Below are 17,764 nucleotides of genomic sequence, written 5' to 3'. Positions count from 1 at the left end.
TTTTATTCCCAACAAAAAGCCCACGTATCACGTGGGCTTTTTGTTGGGAATAAAATGTTAGTGAACTTTAGAAGTGGTAGTTAAACTCGAGCCAGCCTTGACGACCAAACGGAGAATAGCTGCCAACCGGATAGTAAGGCCAGCCGCCAGTATCGTCGCGTTTGATGGTATTGAAGACATTGTTCACGATCAGAGAGACCGTGGCTTTCGGGGTGACTTTGTAGCTTGCGCTCCAGTTGACGGTCACGCCCGGTTTAAGGTAACCCGTCTGTTCACCATTGGGGATTTTACCATTGCGGCTCAGAAGTACTGTTGAGGAAACCTTATCCAGATTCCACGTCAGACTGGTATTCAGCTTATTCGGCCAGTCAGTATTGGTGAGGTCCGCCAAGTAGTTGTCTTTAGGGTCATCACCGGACTGTTGGTAAGTATGGCGCACCACCTGTGTATAGTTGGTGGTCCATAAGAAGTTGCCAAAGTCCTCGCTATCCCAGCGTAGTTTGCCGACTAAATCGACGCCTGCCACATGCTCTCTAGCCGCATTGATCGGAATGATATTGATGTGATTAATCACGCCTGCATCCACAACGGCATTATCAGGGTTGCGCACGACACGTGAGATGGCATCTTGACAGAGGCTGGAGTTGATATCGCGAATACCACTGCGGCAGTCCGCTTCATTACGCAGGATTTTATCCGCGTCGAGATTGGTGACCAGATTATTGATGGTGATATCCCAATAGTCTACGGATAGATCAAATTTCTTGGTCGGTGACCAGACAAAGCCAAAACCAAATGATTTGCCATCTTCAGGTTTCAAAGCCTGATTTCCGGTCAGGGTATAGTTGGCGCCTGGCGACATGTTATTGAAATCACAGGTGCTGAGGGGTTGCCCCGCTTGTTTACAGCGCCAGTAATCGGTTGTGTTTGAGTAGTAGCCATGCTGTTCTTTGAGATACAGATAATTCATGTCGGGTGCGCGGAAGCTGGATGCATAGTTACCACGAAACAACAAGGTCTTCACGGGGCGGAATTCAAAGCTGCTGCCGTAGGTGAATTTGTCGATGCTGCTGTCGGATAGGGCATAGCGGTCATAACGTCCAGAAAAGTTCACATTGAGGAGTGATGAAACGGGGATGAACAGTTCGGTACCGACAGCTTGACGCGTTCGGGTTCCGCCATAGCTATTGGTTTGCGAAGCATTATAAAAAGCTCCCTGATTGATCAGCGCATCAGGGGTATTGGAAAAGCCTTGGCGACCGTACTCTGCCACACCCGCCAATTTCACAGCACCTGCAGGAAGATCAAATAATTCGCCGTTGGCTGATGCGCTGATGGTGTGCAGCCATGATTTATCACGCTCAATCGAGCGTCCCGAAATACTTTGGAATTCAGTCGGGGTCAATGGTTGACTCAAGCGATTTACGTTGGGATTGTAGATCGGCACGCCATCGGGATCAACGCCCAGTTGTGGGCCTAAGAAGTAATTGTCAACACTCGATAGCAGGCGACCATAAACGCTGGCTTTGCTGGTGTAAGTCGAGCCGCTATACGACGTCTCATATTTCCAGGTCGAGTCGCCGATATCACCGCGTACGCCAAAGTTCACATTCGCAGAGGTATCATCCCATTCTTTATTGGTGTGATCGACGCCGCCCACTTCTTCAGGAGCAAAGCGCTTGGTCCACGATTCGTATCCGCCTGTGGCTTGGTTCAGGAAGTAACTGGTCGAGTTTGCGGCTGAGGTCCAGCTGGGCCCACGGGTGTTATTTTCCGTGTGATTGAAACCGAACAACAAATTACCAAAGAGTTGGGTGTGTTCATTCAAGGTGTAGTCCAGACTAAAGTAGCCGTTTTCACTTTGATTGAGCGTTTGTACGGTCCAGAAGTCTGGGCTGGCTTTACCACTTACACAGCGATTGCCGATACTGCTGACACTACCGCCAAATAATCCTGCCGCAGAATTACAGCCACCCAGATTGAGATACTTGCCTGATTCTGCGTCTTTACGTCCTAGGATAACGGTCGGTGTTTCACCGAGGCGAGTACGATCTGACATAAAGTCCCGTTGGCGTGCCCAAATGGGATTGCGACCACTGACCTCAAGGCCATAGACCAGATTGAGATCATCCCAAGTTTTGCCACCGCTGAGCTGAAAACGTAGATTTTCGCCGCCATGACTGGTGCCACCGCCTTTGACATTCACTTCAACGCCATCAAATTTTTTCTTGAGAATGATGTTGACCACCCCCGCAATCGCATCAGATCCGTAAATTGCGGAAGCGCCACCATTTAAAATCTCAATGCGATCCACCATGGCCGTGGGAATGTTGGCCAGATTGACGAAGTTCTCGGAGCCATCATAAGGCACGGGGTAGTCGGCGACGCGGTGACCATCAATCAGGGTTAAGGTGTGGTTCGGACCCAGACCACGCAGACTGATCGCGTTTGCGGCTGGGGTAAAGGTATTACCGAAGTCCGCACCTTGCGTGAAACCGGTATTTTGGGTCAGACCGTTCAGGGCATCAAATGCATTGCTATAGCCCTTCTTTTCCAGCTCCGCACTGGTGATGACAGTGACACTGGTCGCGCCTTCTTTTTGTGCGCGTGAAATCCGAGAGCCGGTGACCGTCACTTGTTGGGGGGCGTCTGCTGTCGTACCACTGTCTGCGGCATAACCCTGTGTAGACAGCGAAGCCAGCGCGAGCGCGAGCGCTGACAACGGGAAAGTGTAGCGAGATGGTGTGAATTGTTGAGGCATTACATAAACCATGTCTAAATTTGTAAACGTAAAATTTAGCATGCCTGACCGTTTTTACTTTCAGTAAAAAATGACAACGATATTCATTTTTTAACTAAAAGGTCAAACATGGACTGTCTAGTTAAAGTTGTTATCGTGCCCATGGATGTTGACCCGGATTTTGATTTTTGACTGATCTCCAAGGGAGGGGGTAGCCTTATAGCGGGTGAATTCTTCTTGGATATGGCGAGGTGCAGACAAACCACCGTTTTTTTTATTGCAGTGCATGCTTTTTTAGCGCTTTTCTAGCCCTAGGTGCAGAAGATACGTTAGAATACCCGACTTATTACAGACAAGCCTTATTAAAGAGTGACGGTACATGGAACCAATGGTGGTGATGGCGACGCGCGCAGCGCAATTGGTCGGCAGCGAAATTCTTAAGGCGCATCAAAACCGCCATAAAATTGATCTTCAAGTCGAGAGCAAAGGTTCTGCGGGTATGACGACCTTAGTGACACGTGTTGATCGTTATGCGGAGAGTTTACTGATCAGCACTTTGCGTAAAAGCTATCCAACGCATAGTTTTTTAGGTGAAGAAGAAGGCTTTCAAGAAGGCTCAGAGCCGGAATGGTGCTGGATCATTGATCCTTTAGATGGTACGACAAACTTTGTGAATGGTCTGCCGCATTTTTGCATTTCAATCGCGGTGCAGTATAAAGGCGTGACCGAACATGGCGTCATCTATGATCCGGTGCGCGATGAAATGTTCAGCGCGAGCCGTGGACGCGGTGCATTGTTGAATCAACGTCGCTTGCGTGTCTCTGAGCAAGTGAGCCTTGAACATGCCAATCTTGCTGTCGGTCATCCCTACCGCGCGGAGCGTGGTGGTGTGGTGAAGAGCTTTGCCAAAGAACATTTTGCGTCACTGCTTGCCGTAACCGAAGCGGGTGCGCAAATCCGCCGTTGTGGTTCAGCCGCATTGGACCTCGCCTATGTGGCTGCGGGTCGTTACGATGGCTTCTTCGAACTCGGTTTAAAGAGCTGGGACATTGCGGCAGGGGAGCTATTGGTTCGCGAAGCTGGCGGCACGGTAGTGGATGCTAAAGGGGGTTCTGACTTCCTGAATAATGGTCAGGTTTTTGCGTGCCCATTGAAATTACTGAAACCTTTGATGCAAGCGGTTGTCCCAGCTTGGGGTGATGCTGTTCGTTAAGAGCGTTTCGCTTTTAACATCAGCGTGGTTTTTCATTACTGATGCATGTGTGCTGACCATGATTGTTGGTCAGCGCTCAGATCGTTAAATGTTGTAGATCAAGGCTTGTTCAAGGAAGTAACTTTAGATCTGATTCTGCTTTTAAAGCCATTTGAACAGATGATCACCTTAAACATCAGACATTTTATCTTTTTCATTGTGACTTAACTCATGTTGTCTCGTCCTGCAGCTTTAATCTCTCCCAGTATCTATCGTCGCTTGGCTCAGCAGCAGTTTTCGGGTCTCCTGATTCGATTGCTGGCGCTGGTCGTTTTTGGCTGGACCATGCAGTGGGAACTGATCCCGCTCGGGCAGTGGCATATTGCTGCGTTGACGAAGTGGTTGACGAACTCTTTTACACTGGTTTGTCTGGCTTATAGTTTGGCCAGCGCAGTACTGTTTATCTGTCAAATGATCTGGGTCAACAAGCGTGAGGTGTTTATTGCTTCCAGTGTCTGCGATACGATCCTTGTGGTATGTTTATTAGCGCTTTTCCCTGGGGTCGCACTGGTTGGTTTTAGTATTGCTGTTGCTGCAATGCTGGCGATGCTGCAAGGCTTAAATGGACGCTTTATCCTTAGTCAGAGTTTGATTTTAGGGATTTGTGCTTTAGTTGTGGCTCATTTTTCGGATGTATTGGCAAGCAGTGTGCCGATGCCGATCCATGCGCTGCAAGCGTTATTGGTACTGTTTGCCTTGCTTGGCGCTTGGCGTTTTGAGAAAACGGGGCATGAGCAATCGGATATCGAAACCGATTTGAACCCAGTCAGTGGTTTACCCCGTTTGAAAGCGCTACATACCAGCCTCCATTACTTGCTGCCTTATCATCAGCGCAATAAGATTCCTGTCAGCTTGATCATGATTCGTGCTGAAGGGCGCGTGCATCATGTGCAAACCATGCAGACCTTTGCTGCGGAGGTTTTGGGTCGAATTCGCCGCAGTGATGTTTTCGTACAATTAGATGATCAGGATTTAGTGATCTTGCTGTGTGATACCTCTGTGTCGGGTGCCAGTGTATTGGCCAAAGATCTGGTCAAGATTTTGGGGTCTTTAAAAGCCCTGCAGTTGACGTTTGCAGTGAGTCAGATTTCACTGGATCATGCAGCGATTGATCCATTATTGAGACGAATGCATGACTCGCTTGAACAAGCGAAGCAGCAGAAGACGGACCGAATTATCTTCGTAACTGAGGAAAAACAAGAGCATATTAGCTTATAGTACATTTTTATCGCTATTTAATATTTAATTTTAATATATTGATTTTTATCAGTATTATTTTTGTTTATATCTGTATAGATTGATACTTAAAAAATTTTTATGAAACAACAGTGGTTTTTCACAAAAACCAATGCTAAGATCATATCACCATTTAGTCTGTTCCTGAGCTCTTGCGCCTACAGTTTGATATTGTAGGTATTAATAGCAAAAAAAGTGCAGATTAACAGTTGGTTTTTAAATCCCCCTTTTTTTATCTGTGAGAGTGATGCTATGCAACTCAAAAAAATCGCAATCGCTGCTGCTATTGCTGCTTCTGTAGCTATCGTTGGTTGCCAAAAGAAAGCTGAAGAAACAACAACTACTACAACTACAACTGAAGCTTCTGCTCCAGCTGTAACTGAAGCTTCTGCACCAGCTTCTACTGTAGCACCAGCTTCTGAAGCAACTGCAACTGCACCAGCTTCTGAAACTACAACTACTACTACAACTGCATCTTAATCGATCCTTTGTATAGTGTTGAAAAAAGGGAGGCTTCGGCTTCCTTTTTTTGTGCCTGCGATTTGAGTTCGCTTCTGCTGCTTATTTAGCAGTATGAATGTAATTGTTCAAATAGCGAGGCGTTGTATTACAAGGATGGTGTGTGATTGTCACAGGATGTGCTATCGTTTTGTTTGCCCTTTTTAAATCTGTGAGAGACACTGCTATGCCACTTCAATTGAAAAACATCGCCATCGCTGCTGCAATTGTATCGACACTTGCTGTTGTGGGTTGTCAAAAGCATGAAGAGCAAAAAGCGCAAGATTCCGCTGCTGCCACCGCAGATAGTGCTGCACAAGCTGCACAAGCTGCGACCGATGCTGCGACTGCTGCTGTGCCTGCTGCGGATGCTGCTGCGGATGCGAGCGCTGCTGCAAGCAGTGCCGCTGCAACGGCTGCTGCGCCGACTGAAGCGGCTAAAACAGCGTCTTAATTGCCGCCTGTTAAAAAAAGGAAGCCATGAGCTTCCTTTTTTTATGATTTAATTAAGGCCATATGAAACATGCATGTTTCACGGGCTAAGCTTAGAGCTGCATAAACTTTTTTCTAGCAAGTTGTTGACCTCTTTTATGAATGATTCGATACGAACACTGACCGGTGTGGGAGAGCAGGTTGCTCAGTTGCTGGCAAAGTTGAGTATTTATAAGGCCAGCGATCTTTTGTTTCATTTGCCGCGAGGCTATGAAGATCGCAGTCGTCTCGTCCCCATTCCTGAACTACGTCCGGGACAAAGCGCCTTAATCGAAGCGGTCGTGCAGTCAACGGAGCATCCCGCTACAAATTCGCGTCACGGCGGGCGGACATCGCTGCTTGTACATCTGAGCGATGGCAGTGGGCGCATCACCCTGCGTTTCTTTCAAATGTACCCGGGAATGAAAGACAAGTTCCAAACGGGTCGTACACTGCGCGCCTTTGGCGAGGTGCGCATGGGGGGACGTGGCCTTGAAATGTCTCATCCGGATATCCAGATGGTGAGTGCTGGGGCTGCACTGCCGCCTTCACGTCTGACCGCTATTTACCCGACTACCGAAGGCCTGAGTCAGGCGAAGCTGCGCATGCTGGTGGATCAAGTGCTTAAAAAATTTCCTGCTGATCTGCAGGAGTTACTCCCGTCAACTGCGCTGCCTCAGCCCTATAGCTTACGTCAGGCACTGCGCGAGGTGCATCAGCCTGCCAGTGATGCCGATGTCAGCGCACTGTTGTCTTATCGCCATCCTGCGCAGATTCGCTTGATCTTTGAAGAGCTAGTGGCGCATCAGGCGAGTTTGCTTAGTCGACGTTATTACATGCAATTAAAAAAGGCACCTGTGGTACCGATGAGTCAGATTCTCGCACCACAGTTATTGGCCCGTTTACCGTTTAAACCGACACTGGCGCAGCAGCGGGTCGGGCAGGAGATTGGACGAGATCTGCAGCAAGCGCATGCCATGCTGCGTTTAGTACAGGGTGATGTGGGATCGGGGAAGACTCTGGTCGCGGCACTCGCAGCATGCCATGTACTGGAGGCCGGATGGCAAGTCGCGCTCATGGCGCCCACTGAAATCTTGGCAGAACAGCATTTCATTAATTTTAAAAACTGGTTTGAGCCGCTCGGGGTTCAAGTGGCGTGGCTAGCTGGCAAGCAGAAGGGAAAAGCACGGACGGCAGCTGAGTTATCGGTCAGTACTGGCGAAGCGGGGCTGGTGATCGGCACTCATGCGCTGTTTCAAGACAGTGTGCAGTTTTCCCATTTGGCGATGGTCATCATTGATGAGCAGCATCGCTTTGGTGTGGATCAGCGGCTGGCCTTGCGAGAGAAAGGCATAGCGGGCATGAGTCCACACCAATTGGTGATGACCGCAACCCCAATCCCCCGTACGCTGACCATGAGTGTGTATGGCGATCTGGATACATCGATCATTGATGAGCTTCCGCCAGGACGGACATCAATTACTACGGTGGCGGTGCCTTTTGAGCGTCGTGAAGAGGTCATTGCGCGGGTGTCTGCCAATTGTGCACAAGGTAAACAAGCGTATTGGGTCTGTACCTTGGTTGAAGAATCGGAGACTCTGGATGCGAAAGCAGCAGAAGATACTTATGCCGAACTATCGAGCCGATTGCCTCATCTACGTATTGGTCTTGTGCATGGCCGGATGAAGTCTGAAGAGAAGCAGGCCGTTATGCAGCAGTTCAAAGCCAATGAACTGCATTTGCTGATTGCAACGACTGTGATAGAGGTTGGGGTGGATGTCCCCAATGCTTCACTCATGATCATTGAGAATGCAGAGCGCTTAGGCTTATCCCAGTTGCATCAGTTACGCGGACGAGTGGGTCGCGGCGCTACGGCCAGTTTTTGCGTACTGATGTATAAAGCCCCTCTTTCGGAGACAGGTGTGGAGCGTTTATCAACCTTGCGCAATAGTACCGATGGCTTTGTGATTGCGGAGAAGGACTTAGAATTGCGCGGGCCGGGTGAAATTCTGGGTACACGGCAAACAGGGCTGCTCGGTTTTCGTTTGGTACAACTGTTGCGCGATGAATATCTGTTGCCGCGGGCGCAACAGGTTGCCGCGCAGATGCTTAAAGCGCAACCTGAGGTCTGTGACGCGCTGATGAACCGCTGGCTACCGACCGCACCGCGCTATGCGCGTGTCTAGCCATGATCCATTCTGCTCTGGGATCTATTCAGCCATGTCAGCCTTGCTTGCTCTGTCAGGTGTGTGCAGCCGCTATAGCACAGCCCATCTGCGGTGGCTGTCATCGGGATTTACCATGGTGTAGGGATACCCGATGGGTACAAGATTTGGCTGTCCAGATTGCCTTTGACTATGCGTGGCCGATGGATCGCCTGATTCATCTGTATAAGTATCAGGATCGTCTAGATCTCATGGCAGTATTGCAGTTTGGGCTGACTCAGTTACAGCGACCGGATGTGGATGCGCTGCTTGCAGTGCCATTGTCTGATGCGCGTTTGCGTGAGCGGGGATTTAATCAAAGCCATGAACTGGCCAAGCGGCTGGGACAAGCATGGCAGATTCCGGTATGGACTGGTATCACACGTCTGGATGGCCTACGCCAAAAGGGACTGAGCCGCAGCGAGCGCCTGCAAAATGTTGCCAATGTATTTAGCCTTGAGGGCAAGAGTAACCGATCATTGCCTACACGCGTGGCACTGATCGATGACGTATTGACGACAGGAAGTACGCTGCTTAGCCTCACGCAATTTCTCAAACAGCACGGTGTACAGCAGGTAGAAGCGATGGTGATCGCTAGCCGTCAAATAAAATAACAAGACATGGCGAAAAAATACGCAGTTCTATTCAGATAAGTGCGAAAAGAGTGTGAAAATTTACGTTAAATACTGCCTTTTATCAGGCGCTATCATTAGAATAGACAACTTCATAGGGAGATGCTTGCCGAGCATTTAAAATAAGCCCATCAACTCCGCAAGATGGCGGGAGGAGACGCTATGCTGGAAGCCTTTCAAGCCACCGAGCAGGGCAGTCTACGAGAAGTCACGTTACGCGGTGGATTTGATCTCGCGCCAGACCTAGTCTGGGTTGACCTGATTGCGCCTTCGCAAGAAGAGCAGCAATGGGTGACTGAAGCCTATGAACAGAATATCCCGACCTTAAAATCGCTTGAAGATATTTCGGCATCTGCACGCTACTATCGTGATGACGATGGCGTGTTGCACATCAGTACCTATTTCCTCAGTAAAAACAGAAACTCAACCGCCGATGGTGAGGGTGAGCTGTCCAGTAATATTCTGGCCTCAGCACATACGGTTGCGTTTATTCTGCATAAGGATCGCTTATTTACCTTGCGCGGACATAAGCTGTTATCGTTCAGAGCCTTTCGTGCCCGCGCACATCGCAACGACTATGACTTGAACTATAAAGATCCAGTCTGGATTCTCTTGGGGCTGCTGGAAGCGAAGCTGGATGAACTGGCGGACATCTTGGAAGATGTGCATAAAGACCTGGAACAAGGTACTACCGAAGTCCTAAACAACCACCACCGTGAATATCATCTGGATCTGGATGACATGGTTACCCGTCTTGCGCAGCAGGACGACGTACTTGGAAAAGCGCAGCTGTGTCTGATTGACTTGCGTCGCGTGCTGAATTTTTTAAGCCGACCACGTGCCTTGGGTAGCCACGAGTATGATGTGGATGTACGCGAGCTCAATGAAGATGTGCGCTCATTGGTCGAACATAATGCCTTCTTATTTCAAAAGGTGCGCTTCTTACTCGACACCACATCCGGATTTATTAACACCGAACAAAGTGACATCATCAAACGCTTCTCGGTGATCTCCAGCATGCTCGCACCGCCAGTCTTGGTTACGGGCGTCTTTGGAATGAACGTCAATGGGTTGCCCTTTGTCAGCCCAAACAGTCATTATGGTTTTATCATCACCATGGGCATCGTACTGCTGTTCTTCCTCGTGCCACTGGTCTATTTCCGTAGACGTGGTTGGTTATAAAACTTAAAAAAAGAGAATGCTTGATCATTCTTTTTTTTTGCGTGTTATCCATCGTTGAAACTCATTGCAGCAAAGTGGTGAGTAAAAGATAAAATGCTCAAGTCCTTTCTCAAATGATCTTCCTAGATTCCGCTCACACAAACGCCCACATCTCCTTTTTTACTTCATATTTGCCTCATATTTCCTCAAAGAATGCGGTTTAAGCTTGCCTATTAATTCATCTAAGTTTATGAAAATTTTATCTTTGATATGAATAAATAAACAAACCTTTAAATCTGACTTCATGAGTAATCGAGTTGATGAAATGGTTCTTTGGTGGTCTTTATGATTACCGTGTGGTGCTGGTTCAACTGGTGCGCTTGCAACTGACATTGCGTTACCACCGAACCGCATTAGGCTTTCTGTGGACGCTGATCAATCCGCTGTTAAATATGGCGGTATTAGCGATCGTCTTTTCAACCGTCATGCATATGCCGGTCAAGAATTTTGCCGTGTATTTGTTTGCAGGGGTGATTCCTTGGACTTTATTCTCAACAACCCTGAGTCAGTGTGCATGGGTGTTAATTGCTAAAGAAAGCATTATCAAAAAGATATACCTGCCCAAGCAACTCTTTGTAGCATCGACTGCAATCGGACTCCTGATTGATTCCCTGCTCAGTACCGTGTGTTTGTTTCTGGTTGCCATGGCGCTTGGTGCGCCGATGACACTGAGTTTACTGTTTTTGCCTGTGTCGTTCTTGCTGTTGGCTATCTTTAGTTTTGGGCTGGGATTGATGCTATCGATCATCACGGTATTCATTCGGGATATGCAAAACATCATCACGGCACTGCTGCAAGCCTTGTATTTTATGACCCCGATCATTTATCCGATCACGCAGATTCCTGAGCAATATCGTTTCTTTTTTCAGCTCAATCCCATGTATTACTTTTTAGATGTGTTTAGGCAGCCGATTTCCAATGGCGTACTACCGAGCTGGCATTCCATTGGTATTTGTAGCGTTCTTGCACTGGCTTCATTGCTTTTGGGGATTTGGATCTTCAAAGCCAACGATCGCAAAGTTATTTTTAGGTTGTAGCCCCATGACCTCAGCAAACACCTCTTCCAAAGCTATCCCTTCGCATATTCATGTGCAGGATGTCTCACTTAATTTTCAGCTCTTTCGACAAAAGAGCACATCAATGAAAGAGGTGTTCTCAGGCTTATTCAAGAAAAATAGTTATCAAAAGCTCACCGAGTTTCACGCCTTGGATCATTTGAGTGTCAAGATCGGGCACGGTGAGCGCGTCGGGATCGTTGGGCATAATGGGGCGGGTAAGAGCACGCTTTTGAAAACCCTTTGCCGTATCTATGAGCCCACCGCAGGTCGTATCGATGTACAAGGCAAAGTCGCCCCGCTGCTTGAAATCGGTGCTGGCTTTAGCCCAGAACTGAGCGGTCGTCAGAACATTTATCTCAATGGCGCCATACTTGGTTGTAGCATCAAGACTCTCAAAAGTGTCGAGCAGGACATCATCGATTTTGCGGAACTTGAGCCTTTTATCGATACGCCCGTGAAATATTATTCGACGGGCATGTATATGCGTTTGGCCTTTGCCATAGCCACCGCGATCAGGCCGGATATCTTGATCTTGGATGAGTTGTTTGCTGGCGCGGATGATGACTTTATCCGTAAAGCCCGTATCCGTATGCAGTCGTTTATCGATAGTGCCAGTATCATGGTTTTTGTTTCGCATGATATGGTGCTGCTTGCCGAGCTGTCCACACGAGTGATTTGGCTGGATCATGGTCGCTTGGTGGCCGATGGTGATCCGCAAACCATTATCGCCCAGTATCTACAGCATGCCTTGGCGGAGTCTGAATCATGAGACTCTCAGCCAGCATTAATTTCTTCAATGGCGAGGAACTGCTCTGGCATGCAGTGCTAAACATGCGTCCTTTGGTTGAACATTTATCAATTGTTTACCAGCGCCAATCGAATTGGGGGCAGGAGATTTCGGCAAGTGCATTGGCAGTACTCACCCGTTTACAGCAGGCGGGACTTGTTGATGATTTGATCTGCTATGAACCTGATCTGACCCTGCGTGCCGCTGAAAATGAATTTCGTAAACGCCGTATCGGTTTGGATGTGGCAATTGCCAATCAGGCCAGTCACTTCCTGTTGATGGATGCAGATGAGTTCTATCTGCCTGATCAGTTTTTGGCAGCCAAGCAGCAGATTGAAGATGAGGAGATCTACTATAGCTGTGTGTCTTCCTATTTCTATCTGCATCAGCCGATCTATCGCTCTGCAATGCCGGATACCACTAATGTCTGCTTTATTGCTAAGATTGATGAGGGACTGATCTTTGAGGGGCAATCTCGTTTTCCTGTTGAGCATGTTGACCCGACACGTCGCTTAATCCATGCAACAGGGCGGTTTAAACGTTTTGATGTGGATTGCATTGCCATGCACCATATGAATTTTGTGCGCTCAAATTTTGTCTCCAAGCTGAGCAATACCAGCAGTGCAAGCAATCGAGCATTTATCGAGTCAGCACGGATTGCACTACATCAATGGTCATATCCTGCACCGTTTAAATTCCCTAATAAACCCAGCTATAACATCATTTGCGTGTCGGATGCATTTGATCTCAAGGGCATCGGATTTAGGCCAAAAAGGGCGCTGATTGCCACCTCCAGGCTCTTTGATCTGGCAGGCTCCGAACTCTATGCTCTCGAGCTACATCAGGCTTTTTCGCGTATGGGCTTTAGCGTTGATCTCTATGCATTCAAGTTCGGCGGCAAGCTACATGCCTTGGCACGGAGTTTGGATATCGATATCCGGCTGTTGGCTGATTTACCAGAGTCGTCGACCTATGATCTGGTGTGGATTCAGCATTGGCCGACTTATGCGTATGTTTTTCAAGACAAGCAGATTCATGCCGCACAAGCCTTTTATACTTCTTTGGGTCCTACCGAGTCCTTAGAATGCCCGCCGATGAGTTTGTTATCGGGGCATCAGTTACTGGTGAACTCGCAAGAGAATCAGGATTGGTTGGCGGAAAATGTGCCTGAGTATGTGCGCATGAGTCAGGTCTTTCCGAATGCAGCACCCGATGAGTTCTTAAACTTCGAAGCGCCAGTCAGACTCGTATCGACCAAAAAAAATATTGCCATCGTCACTAACCATTTATGCCCTGAGCTTGCGGAAGCAATGCAGATATTGCAAAAGCATCATGATATTGTCGTCGATCATATTGGATTGCCCGACCATATGAAGCCGGTTACACCGGCATTATTGGCGAAGTATGATGCGATCGTGAGTATCGGCAAGACGGTTCAATATGCCTTAGTCCTTGGACTTCCCGTGTATTGTTATGATCATTTCGGCGGACCGGGCTGGTTATCCATGAGTAACGTGGAGCAGGCGCTGTACTATAATTTTAGTGGGCGACAATCCAGACAGTGTACGGCACAGCAGATCGTGCAGGAGTTGTGTGAGATTCCCTGCATACCTCATCATCAGCACGCACTCAAACAGTGGTCGCGCAGTCATTTTTCTTTGACGGTAAACTTAAAATCGTTATTGCATGCCCCGAAAACGCAATCACTTGATTATGATGCGGAAGGATTGTCATTTCAGTCCACAGCGAATCTGCAAAAGCGTCTGTTAAATGGCTATCTCAGTATGAATAAAGACTTATATATTGTGCATGGACTGCATCGAATTGGGCGGTGTTTGCCATTTAAAGTAAAAGAACAGATTAAATTTATATTGCGATTTACGTACATGGTGCTTTGCTTATTACGACAGATACCTATCGATCTTAAAAGGAAAACCGATCAATGGCATCGAGTTACATCAAGTGCGATAAGAAAACCGTTCTCATACGGTTTTGAGTTGTTTCATACATTCAGATTATGGACACAGATCAATAAGCGTGACTAGTCAAAAAAAACAGCAGTAGTGATCAAATTGCAAGAAGGGTGGGAGTGACGTTTTTATATAAATATTTGAGTGAACCACCCGCTTAAAGAATTTCCTGTAAGCGGGAAGTTTGAATGATCGATTGCATTTTTGCAGGGACATTGACCAAATGTAGACGCTGTCCTGCATTTAAGCGACGAATCCACTGCACAATAACGGCCAGTAATACCGTATGGCTCTGACTAAGCCCAGCTAAATCAACAGTAATCATCTCGGTTTTTAAATCTTTCAAAGCGCTAACGCCTTGTTCATAGATGCTATTGGCATTGTCGAAGTGGACTGAACCATTAATGATCAGTGTATCCCCTGCAAACTTGACGCTGGCAGGAGTGCGATCAACCGATTCTGGTGCGATTTGAGTATTACTCAAGGTCTAAACTCACTGTCCAGACGCATTGGCAGAAGGGATAAAGTTCTTGATCGCTAGATCCAGGTTATTTTTATTGGTCTGTACCGCAGTCGCAAATTGATTGCGGAAGGTCAAGCCAATATCAATACCATTCAACTGTAAGTTACGCAGTTTCCATGAGTCGCCGCTTTGGATCAACTGATAGGCAACAGGAACGATGGTGCCGGTATCGGTTTTAAAGTCCATATTCACGACCGCTTTGCTCGGGTCTTTGCCTTCAATGAATGGGCGGATGGTATAGCTTTCGTTGTCGTAAGACGCCAAACCTTTAGAGTAGGTACGTATTAGACTTTGTTTAAAGGTTTGAGCAAAAGCCACGCGTTGTTGTGGGGTTGCCTGACGATAAAATGGACCCATGACACCCCGTGAGAAACCATCAAAATCAATATAGGGTTCAATATTTTGTTGCACGATGTCGTTGAGAACTGCAGGGTTCTTCTTATAAGAGCCGCGTTCGCTAACCAGGCGTGTAATCAGCGCATCAGAAATTCTTTTGACAAATACCGGTGCCGGTTCAACGGCCGCAAATGCTGTCGATATTGAAAATAAGCTAGACAATGTCAGTGCAGTCACCGCTGGAAAAAGTATACGTTTCATTCAAAAAACTCCAAACATATTACGAATAAAATTGCAGATTGACCCTTTGGGGCTTAGGTCTTGGCTTGCGATGAACACGTCAAGCCATAACCTCAATCTTAGAATGCATCACTACTGGCAGCTTTGCCGGTCGCAGTCGGCGCAGGTGCTGCAGCAGCGCCAGTTGCACCAGGTGTTGGCTCTGTTGCTTTACTAAACAAGAACTTACTGATTAAGTCTTCCAGAACCAGTGCACTTTGAGTTTGTTCGATTTCACTGCCCTCTTTGAGCATTGTGTCATCGGCACCCACGGAAATCCCGATATATTGTCCACCAATCAAACCTTCAGTCAGAATACTGGCGGTGGAATCGGTGCTGATTTCTTTCATGCTGTTATTGATCTGCATGGTGACTACCGCATCTAATCGTTTCGGATCCAGAGCAATATTGGTCACACGCCCAATCACCACACCACTTAAGGTTACTTTAGCACGCGGGGTTAGCCCACCTATGTTCTGAAAGTGTGCTGTTACTGTATAGCCACCTTTATCGATTTCACTCAGTAAGCCACTGACGCGTAGCGCCAGAAAAAATATCGCGGCGATCGTTAAAATAATAAAAATCCCGACCCCAAACTCTGCACCACGAGTTCTCATGACAACCCTCCGAACATGACCGCAGTCAGAATAAAATCAAGACCTAAAACACACAATGATGAATACACAACGGTGTTTGTCGTTGCTGTAGAAATGCCTTCTGATGTCGGTGTGGCAGCATAGCCTTGATAAACCGCTATCCACGTACAGACGACACCAAAGACCACACTTTTAATGACGCCATTAATCACGTCATTGGTAAAATTAACATTGACTTGCATGCTGTTCCAGAACGACCCTTCGTCTACACCCAGCCAGTCCACACCGACCAGCTTGCCGCCTAAGATACCGACAGCAGAGAAGACGATCGCTAGCATTGGCATACTGATCAGCCCAGCCCAAAGCCGTGGAGCCACAATCCGCTTGAGTGGATCAACGCCGATCATTTCCATGCTGGCAAGCTGCTCAGTGGCTTTCATCAAGCCAATCTCTGCAGTGAGCGCCGAACCTGCACGCCCCGCAAACAAGAGTGCTGTGATCACGGGCCCGAGTTCACGGACTAAGGTTAGTGCAACCATGGTTCCGAGGGCTTGTGAGCTCCCGTATTTAGAAAGAATCGTAAATCCTTGTAAACCTAGCACTAAACCAATAAATAAACCTGAAACCAAGATAATGAGGAGCGACATTACTCCGACACGGTACATCTGCTGCCCAAATAAGCCGATACCCGACCATTTTGGAATGCCAAATGCTGAACGTGCCAGCAACACACCAGCTGCGCCGATGCCAGTAATGCGGTCAATAACATCACGACCCAGTAACTGTATCCATTTCATTGCTGATGCTCTCTCGTCGACGATAATGACAACATAATCCAAACCTTCATGCGTTGTCCTTGCCCTTGTTAACAGATACAGCATCTTGCTTAGTGTTGTTGCTTGTATTGCCTAGATAGGGGAGTTGACTGTATTGAAACTTCACCGGACCGTCTGCTTCACCCTTTAAGAATTGCTGTACAAAAGGGGAGTCTGATTGGCGCAGTTGCTCTGGCGTGCCTTCGCCCATGACTTTGCCATCGGCAACCACATAAACATAGTCAGAAATGGACAAGGTCTCGGTCACATCGTGGGAAACAATCACGGTGGTCAGACCCAATGCGTCACGCAGCGAACGAATCAAGCGCACCAAAACACCCATTACAATCGGGTCTTGTCCGGCAAACGGTTCGTCATACATGATCAGTTCAGGGTCGAGTGCAATAGCGCGTGCCAGCGCTACACGGCGATTCATCCCGCCAGAAAGCTCTGCAGGCATCAGATCTTCAGTGCCACGTAAACCGACCGCTTCCAACTTTAAGCCGACCAATTCACGGATCAGATTTTCAGAAAGGTTGGTATGCGCGCGGAGCGGAAATGCAACGTTTTCAAAGACACTCATATCGGTAAACAATGCACCACTTTGAAACAGCATGCCCATACGTGCGCGTGCGGCAAACAATTCGGTACGATTCATCTCGGCAACACTGCGACCATTCAGCAACAGTTGTCCTGAATCAGCAATCAGTTGTCCACCGATAAGCTTCAGCAGAGTGGTTTTACCCGTTCCAGATGGTCCCATGATGCCAGTGACTTGACCACGACGAATCACTAAATTCAGTCGATCATAAATCACACGCTCGCCCCAGCTGAAAGAAAGCGCTCGGGCTTCAACCAGATTGGTTGCTGATGAGGAGAGGGTAGAGTTGGTCATCGACAGTGATGGTGCAGAAGGTGTCGTCATGCAGCAGAAGCCAAAATTATAAAATGCGTATTGTGCAATGTAGCACAAAATTGCTTACATTTGAGAGAGAGTTGCTTGTTCTGTATGTACAAGCTTTGTGTGAATTGTGGACTAAGATTCATATTTTGTTGGTAATTTCTCAAATGCATGTCGTGGGTTATTTAAGCCATTTGGTTTAGTCCGATAATTTATCGTACTGATATTCATATTTCTAATATCGT

The 17,764-nt window shown here is 47.6% G+C and carries 15 protein-coding genes and 1 pseudogene; 10 read left to right on the top strand and 6 right to left on the bottom strand.

What is annotated here, in order from left to right; all coding sequences use genetic code 11:
* Positions 1–67 precede the first annotated feature (67 nt).
* Positions 68–2,761, bottom strand: coding sequence for a TonB-dependent receptor plug domain-containing protein (locus tag ACLHG7_RS02835; protein WP_410209544.1), 2,694 nt, complete (start codon positions 2,759–2,761; stop codon positions 68–70).
* A 358-nt stretch (positions 2,762–3,119) separates the two neighbouring features.
* Here ACLHG7_RS02835 and ACLHG7_RS02830 point away from each other — a divergent pair, with 358 nt between their 5' ends.
* From ACLHG7_RS02830 to ACLHG7_RS02785, 10 genes are all read left to right on the top strand, one after another.
* A complete protein-coding gene (locus ACLHG7_RS02830; protein WP_114899700.1) occupies positions 3,120–3,953 on the top strand; it encodes an inositol monophosphatase family protein in 834 nt (277 codons plus the stop codon).
* A gap of 210 nt (positions 3,954–4,163) precedes the next feature.
* Complete coding sequence (locus tag ACLHG7_RS02825; protein ID WP_410209543.1) at positions 4,164–5,210, top strand: GGDEF domain-containing protein; 1,047 nt, start codon at positions 4,164–4,166, stop codon at positions 5,208–5,210.
* A gap of 270 nt (positions 5,211–5,480) precedes the next feature.
* Positions 5,481–5,708, top strand: a complete 228-nt coding sequence (locus ACLHG7_RS02820; RefSeq protein WP_410209542.1) for a hypothetical protein — start codon at positions 5,481–5,483, stop codon at positions 5,706–5,708.
* Between the two features lie 205 nt (positions 5,709–5,913).
* Entirely contained in the window at positions 5,914–6,180 is a 267-nt protein-coding gene (locus ACLHG7_RS02815; RefSeq protein WP_410209541.1) for a hypothetical protein, read from the top strand.
* Positions 6,181–6,316: 136 nt separating this feature from the next.
* On the top strand, positions 6,317–8,383 hold the full coding sequence (gene recG, locus ACLHG7_RS02810; protein ID WP_410209540.1) for an ATP-dependent DNA helicase RecG: 2,067 nt from the start codon (positions 6,317–6,319) through the stop codon (positions 8,381–8,383).
* 2 nt (positions 8,384–8,385) lie between these two features.
* Entirely contained in the window at positions 8,386–9,015 is a 630-nt protein-coding gene (locus ACLHG7_RS02805) for a ComF family protein (protein WP_410209539.1), read from the top strand.
* 180 nt (positions 9,016–9,195) lie between these two features.
* Positions 9,196–10,215, top strand: coding sequence for a CorA family divalent cation transporter (locus ACLHG7_RS02800; protein WP_114900758.1), 1,020 nt, complete (start codon positions 9,196–9,198; stop codon positions 10,213–10,215).
* A gap of 299 nt (positions 10,216–10,514) precedes the next feature.
* The gene (locus ACLHG7_RS02795; RefSeq protein ID WP_410209686.1) at positions 10,515–11,291 is read left to right on the top strand and encodes an ABC transporter permease; all 777 of its coding nucleotides are present in this window, start codon (positions 10,515–10,517) and stop codon (positions 11,289–11,291) included.
* 4 nt (positions 11,292–11,295) lie between these two features.
* Positions 11,296–12,081, top strand: coding sequence for an ABC transporter ATP-binding protein (locus ACLHG7_RS02790; RefSeq protein WP_410209538.1), 786 nt, complete (start codon positions 11,296–11,298; stop codon positions 12,079–12,081).
* Positions 12,078–14,144 (top strand): hypothetical protein, encoded by a 2,067-nt coding sequence (locus ACLHG7_RS02785; RefSeq protein WP_410209537.1) that lies wholly within the window; start codon positions 12,078–12,080, stop codon positions 14,142–14,144. Before ACLHG7_RS02790 ends, ACLHG7_RS02785 begins: the two co-directional genes overlap by 4 nt.
* A gap of 82 nt (positions 14,145–14,226) precedes the next feature.
* On the opposite strand, the gene ACLHG7_RS02780 is transcribed toward ACLHG7_RS02785, so the two are convergent.
* From ACLHG7_RS02780 to ACLHG7_RS02760, 5 genes and pseudogenes are all read right to left on the bottom strand, one after another.
* Entirely contained in the window at positions 14,227–14,553 is a 327-nt protein-coding gene (locus tag ACLHG7_RS02780) for a lipid asymmetry maintenance protein MlaB (protein WP_410209536.1), read from the bottom strand.
* A gap of 9 nt (positions 14,554–14,562) precedes the next feature.
* On the bottom strand, positions 14,563–15,189 hold the full coding sequence (locus tag ACLHG7_RS02775) for a phospholipid-binding protein MlaC (RefSeq protein ID WP_410209535.1): 627 nt from the start codon (positions 15,187–15,189) through the stop codon (positions 14,563–14,565).
* A 179-nt stretch (positions 15,190–15,368) separates the two neighbouring features.
* Positions 15,369–15,824 (bottom strand): annotated as a pseudogene (gene mlaD, locus ACLHG7_RS02770) (outer membrane lipid asymmetry maintenance protein MlaD); the annotation flags it as partial.
* Positions 15,821–16,600, bottom strand: a complete 780-nt coding sequence (mlaE, locus tag ACLHG7_RS02765) for a lipid asymmetry maintenance ABC transporter permease subunit MlaE (RefSeq protein ID WP_114899690.1) — start codon at positions 16,598–16,600, stop codon at positions 15,821–15,823. The gene mlaE and the pseudogene mlaD, both read right to left, overlap by 4 nt.
* Positions 16,601–16,646: 46 nt before the next feature.
* A complete protein-coding gene (locus ACLHG7_RS02760; RefSeq protein ID WP_410209685.1) occupies positions 16,647–17,513 on the bottom strand; it encodes an ABC transporter ATP-binding protein in 867 nt (288 codons plus the stop codon).
* Positions 17,514–17,764: the final 251 nt, after the last annotated feature.

Origin of the sequence: Aquirhabdus sp., from assembly GCF_046462495.1 — a bacterium.
Taxonomy (GTDB): domain Bacteria; phylum Pseudomonadota; class Gammaproteobacteria; order Pseudomonadales; family Moraxellaceae; genus Aquirhabdus.
The sequence above is the reverse complement of the archived record's forward strand: the minus strand, read 5'-3'. Positions and strand labels throughout refer to the sequence as shown.

Coding starts and splice junctions, on each gene's coding strand:
- ACLHG7_RS02775 (WP_410209535.1), bottom strand. CDS start 15,189: ATGAAACGTATACTTTTTCCAGCGGTGACTGCACTGACATTGTCTAGC.
- recG (WP_410209540.1), top strand. CDS start 6,317: ATGAATGATTCGATACGAACACTGACCGGTGTGGGAGAGCAGGTTGCT.
- ACLHG7_RS02830 (WP_114899700.1), top strand. CDS start 3,120: ATGGAACCAATGGTGGTGATGGCGACGCGCGCAGCGCAATTGGTCGGC.
- ACLHG7_RS02795 (WP_410209686.1), top strand. CDS start 10,515: ATGAAATGGTTCTTTGGTGGTCTTTATGATTACCGTGTGGTGCTGGTT.
- ACLHG7_RS02815 (WP_410209541.1), top strand. CDS start 5,914: ATGCCACTTCAATTGAAAAACATCGCCATCGCTGCTGCAATTGTATCG.
- ACLHG7_RS02825 (WP_410209543.1), top strand. CDS start 4,164: ATGTTGTCTCGTCCTGCAGCTTTAATCTCTCCCAGTATCTATCGTCGC.
- ACLHG7_RS02790 (WP_410209538.1), top strand. CDS start 11,296: ATGACCTCAGCAAACACCTCTTCCAAAGCTATCCCTTCGCATATTCAT.
- ACLHG7_RS02835 (WP_410209544.1), bottom strand. CDS start 2,761: ATGCCTCAACAATTCACACCATCTCGCTACACTTTCCCGTTGTCAGCG.
- ACLHG7_RS02800 (WP_114900758.1), top strand. CDS start 9,196: ATGCTGGAAGCCTTTCAAGCCACCGAGCAGGGCAGTCTACGAGAAGTC.
- ACLHG7_RS02805 (WP_410209539.1), top strand. CDS start 8,386: ATGATCCATTCTGCTCTGGGATCTATTCAGCCATGTCAGCCTTGCTTG.
- ACLHG7_RS02760 (WP_410209685.1), bottom strand. CDS start 17,513: ATGACCAACTCTACCCTCTCCTCATCAGCAACCAATCTGGTTGAAGCC.
- ACLHG7_RS02785 (WP_410209537.1), top strand. CDS start 12,078: ATGAGACTCTCAGCCAGCATTAATTTCTTCAATGGCGAGGAACTGCTC.
- mlaE (WP_114899690.1), bottom strand. CDS start 16,600: ATGAAATGGATACAGTTACTGGGTCGTGATGTTATTGACCGCATTACT.
- ACLHG7_RS02820 (WP_410209542.1), top strand. CDS start 5,481: ATGCAACTCAAAAAAATCGCAATCGCTGCTGCTATTGCTGCTTCTGTA.